Here is a 3,798-nt window from a genome sequence, read left to right as displayed (position 1 = left end):
CGACACAGGTGCGTCGGCCAGTTGCGGGCATCAATCCGCAGTGACCGTTCAAGGAGTGCGAAAGCGCCGTGGAACATGCAAGACTCCCATCGACGGAGAGGGTACTTCGCGGCAGTCTTCAATCCGACCTCAGTTGTACCGGGCGACGGAGGCCGAGCCGTCCAGTTCAGCGCCAACTTCACCTGCAGCTGACATGGGTAGATAAGTTCTGCTGGCCGCATCTCATGGTGTCCAGAAGGGCGGAATACTTCAACAGTTGTTTTGTGTTTTTAAGACATTTAGTCTTGTTGTTGACTTCAGGGGAGACGACGGTGACGTCAGGATTGGGCTTCCAATAATCGGTTAAGACCGTGGGGTGCGGGCGAGAGCAGCCTTCTGCCCCCCATCCGGTTACAATCGGTCGATCGGATTGTGCTCATCACCGCAGGGAGACCTCAAATGCAGTTGTACCGGTTGAGTCTGGCAGTCATCTTTTCAGCGATTCTGGCGGGGGATTGTCTAGGCGACGACAATTCGTCGGTTCATTCCGGCCGACCACGTAAAGTACTGGTAGGAGATTACTCTGCGAAAGCGTTGGCAATCGTAAACGAAAAAGGGGACATCGAGTGGCAGACTCCGATTCGCAATATTCATGATGCTGCGAAGTTGGCGAATGGAAACATCCTGTTCCAAACCGACTGGACCGAGATCGTGGAAATGACCCCGGACTATAAAATCGTCTGGAAGTACGATGCCGCGAAGCAGAATGGGAACGAGGGGAAGCGAGTCGAAGTTCACGCGTTTCAGCGGCTTGCCAATGGTAGCACGATGATCGTCGAAAGTGGCCCGGCCCGGATCATCGAGGTCGACGCCATGGGCAAACTTCTCAAAGAAGTTCCTCTGCAAGTCGAACATCGAAATCCCCACACCGATACGCGACTGGTTCGCAAGCTCGATAACGGCAATTACCTCGTCGCACACGAAGGGGACAATCAGGTTGTCAGGGAATATGACGAGAAGGGGAAGGTCGTCTGGGAGTACAAAACAGGGACGAAGGTCTATTCCGCACTCCGGCTCGAAAATGGCAACACATTGATCGGAATGGGAGATGGTCGCCGCGTCATCGAAGTTGACAAACAGGGCAAAACCGTCTGGTCGGTCGAAGAAAAAGAGCTTCCGGGAATCACTCTGGCGTGGGTGACAATGGTGGAGAGACTCGCCAATGGCAACACGCTGATCGTCAACTGCCATGCCGGTGAAGCAAACCCGCAGCTTGTCGAAGTCGATCCTCAGAAGAAGGTCGTCTGGACATTCAAGGACTTCCGACGCTTCGGCAACAGTCTGCCGGTCGCGAGAATCATCGAGTAATCAGAATCTGAGAGAAGCTTGTGAACGGAGCGAGTTTTTCTGACGTTGAGATCGATTCCAGGGTAAGCCGCCGAGGCAATTGCTCGCCCGAATCCCAGAGAGGAAAGACTCCGGCACCCTATTTTCAAACTCGCGACAAGTTTCGCGCGTTCACGTCGGCAGACTCTTGAGGGAAAGCGGCAACTCTCAAACGAAAAACCCCCGGAGTTCTGAAAGACCTCCGGGGGTTTTGGTAGACACACGTCGTTGATGTACGTAACCGTTGTCTGCTCACCCGCACATTTGCATTGATTCGTCGTGCGTACGGCGTACGAAACAAGTCTTGATCAGCAGGGTGTCCGATGGAAATGGACATGCTTCCAGCCACTGGAAGTCTTCTGCCAGATTCGGGTTTCCATCGCGGCCACTGAGAGTGGGCCGCCGTTGCCGTCGAGCTTCTGGACGAGTCGAATATAGGTGACCACAGCAGAATCCCCCATCACGCGGACGTGAGGCGAGGCGATTGAGGACTGCTTGGCTGGCTTGGTGGCGCTGGCGGGCAGGTCGAAGTAAAACTTGTGAAAAGGCATTCCGGTGACCAGATGCCCCAGTGCTTCAGGTTCGAAGCAGGTGATTGATTCGTCGCAGAGCGAGACGTAGGTCGCCCAGTCCCCTTTATCGATCGAGTGCAGCAGTTTTTGGCTGAGTTCCAGAAGCTCTACTTCAGCAGACATCCGTCATATTCCTTGTGTACAAAATTGGGATCATTCGATCGGCCGCCCGATGAGGCTGCCGTGGGTGTCGCAGAGGGTGTGCTGAAATTTCTCCACACCAGGTCTCCACATTCCCCGTATGACTCGCTCGATCATGCGAGTTAAGATCACACAGCATAATGAACCTTTTGCCGTCAGGGAACGAGCGGCCGGACGCATTTTTCCCTCAAAATGGGGTCAGGTTTCGGCTCTCACAAATTTCCGTCGCCAATACTGTTTCAATTTTTGTCAATTAGTGTCATCTTATCACCATTCAGACGGAATGCCTTGAAGCGGCTGAGGCGTGAGGCTGCTGCCGGGACCTGTCACTGCGGTGTCGTGCTGTTGCGCAGAAGGGAAGGACATGGGAACATCGTCTACGGCCAGATTCTGGCGCACACAGGCAACGCTCGCACGAACCCACTCCCTGTGGCTGATTTGTGTCAGTCTGGCGTGGGGAGTTTTCTCGTCGTCGGCACTCGCAGTGGATGTTTCCGACTATAAGTGGGGATTCAACGGCAAGGTGGCGCCGCACCGATTCAACGTCCTGTCGGTGCTTGTGAACAACCCTACACCTCAACCATTCGAGGGAAATATCTATCTGCGGAAGTCGCTGGGGGGAGCGGGGACTGTGGATGCGACGCTGGTCGAGTCCGTGACCCTGTCGCCCAACTCGTCAAAGTGGGTTCAGTTTTACCCGTATATCGTCAGTGAAGGCTCTTACAGAAGCGAGTCCTGGCGAGTCTCGTACAAGGGGGGCTATTACGATCTGCCAGAACCCCGATTCGCCAAATATCAGCGAGTGATTCTGGATGACCCGAACGCGGTTTCAGGGAAGGGGGGCGGAATCAAATTCCACCTGCCTGACAATCTGTTTCCTCCGTTTGTGATTGCGACGGACGGCCTGCAACTGGTCGTCCTTGACCACGTCCCGCGCTGGGAAGAGTCGCGCCGCCAAGCCTTTCTTGACTGGCTTTATCTCGGAGGAACTGTCGTCGTCCTGCACGACACCAGCGGAAAATTCCCCGATTTCGCAGGCCCCATGAGCGTTCTGAAAACTCCTCTGGACGATGTGCGATACGGCGCGGGACGCGTGCTGTATATGCCTCTCACCCGCTCGCAGTTTAGCGAAGCGGAGCTGAAACAGGCCTGCGCAGGGTTGCCCAGGAACTACCTTCCACCAAACTCGGAAAGCACCGACGATATTGTCGACCGGGTGGAGGAAACTGAGGAGAACGTCCCGCAGCAGAACTTGAATTATAACATGAGCGAGGGGACTGACCCGTTCAAGTCGACCTCGTTCCTGTCCCAGCTCAAGCAGATGACCAAGCCAAATCATAACTGGGTCCTGCTCCACATGATGTTCTGGGCCTACATCCTGCTGATCTTCCCGGGCTGTTACCTGCTGGGGAAAAAATGGTCTGATTTTCGGGTCGTCTATGCGGGGTTGCTCGGGACAGTAGCACTCTTCAGCCTGCTGTTTTCATACGTTGGTCAGCGTGGTTATGGCGAAGCCACCGCCGTGCATACTGTCGCCATTGCCAAGCCGTTGCCCGGGGGACAGATGGACGTCTGCAGCTGGTCGAACATCTTCGTCACGACCGGTGCATATTACGATGTCCGGCACAATGCATTCGCGGCACTCTACTCGACCTGTAATGAGCATGAGCAGGTCAAGGGTGAGGTCAACAATGGTGCCGAAGCACTATTCAAAGTCGAT

The 3,798-nt window shown here is 54.9% G+C and carries 3 protein-coding genes; 2 read left to right on the top strand and 1 reads right to left on the bottom strand.

From position 1 onward, the window contains the following. Positions 1–438 precede the first annotated feature (438 nt). Positions 439–1,347: a beta-propeller domain-containing protein gene (locus VGE80_RS11795; protein WP_440592807.1), complete on the top strand. Its 909-nt coding sequence runs from the start codon at positions 439–441 to the stop codon at positions 1,345–1,347. A gap of 326 nt (positions 1,348–1,673) precedes the next feature. Here the strand turns inward: VGE80_RS11795 and VGE80_RS11790 are convergent, their stop codons facing one another. Beyond that, on the bottom strand, positions 1,674–2,060 hold the full coding sequence (locus VGE80_RS11790; RefSeq protein WP_373650700.1) for a DUF4440 domain-containing protein: 387 nt from the start codon (positions 2,058–2,060) through the stop codon (positions 1,674–1,676). 382 nt (positions 2,061–2,442) lie between these two features. Here VGE80_RS11790 and VGE80_RS11785 point away from each other — a divergent pair. Next, positions 2,443–3,798 (top strand): hypothetical protein (locus tag VGE80_RS11785; RefSeq protein ID WP_440592806.1); only part of this gene is annotated, 1,356 nt, incomplete at its 3' end.

The organism is Schlesneria sp. (genome assembly GCF_036405755.1).
GTDB classification, from domain to species: domain Bacteria; phylum Planctomycetota; class Planctomycetia; order Planctomycetales; family Planctomycetaceae; genus Schlesneria; species Schlesneria sphaerica.
This window is presented reverse-complemented; position numbering and strand designations above follow the sequence as displayed.